1 protein-coding gene is annotated in these 499 nt (G+C 64.7%); it reads left to right on the forward strand.

Going from position 1 to position 499, the window contains the following annotated elements; all coding sequences use genetic code 11:
- The coding region (locus ACU8YE_RS24495; RefSeq protein WP_446929989.1) for a S1C family serine protease at positions 1 to 499 on the forward strand (499 nt) is incomplete at both ends.

Below are 499 nucleotides of genomic sequence, written 5' to 3' on the forward strand. Positions count from 1 at the left end.
CATCCTGTCGCCGGACGGCTATGTGATGACGACCGCGCACGTCGTCGACGACGCGGACACGATCTACGTGACGCTCACCGACAAGCGCGAATTCAAGGCAAAGCTCATCGGCGTCGACGAGCGCACGGACGTCGCGATCGTGAAGATCAACGCGTCGAGCCTGCCGACCGTCGCGATCGGCGATTCGAACCGCGTGCGCGTCGGCGAATGGGTCGTCGCGATCGGTTCGCCGTTCGGCCTCGACAACACCGTCACGGCCGGCATCGTCAGCGCAAAGGGCCGCAACACCGGCGACTATCTGCCGTTCATCCAGACGGACGTCGCGGTCAACCCCGGCAATTCGGGCGGCCCGCTCATCAACATGCAGGGCGAGGTGATCGGCATCAACTCGCAGATCTACAGCCGCACGGGCGGCTTCATGGGCATTTCGTTCGCGATTCCGATCGACGAGGCGATGCGCGTCGCCGAGCAACTGAAGGCATCGGGCAAGGTCACGCGC

This window comes from Ralstonia sp. VS2407, from assembly GCF_052950655.1.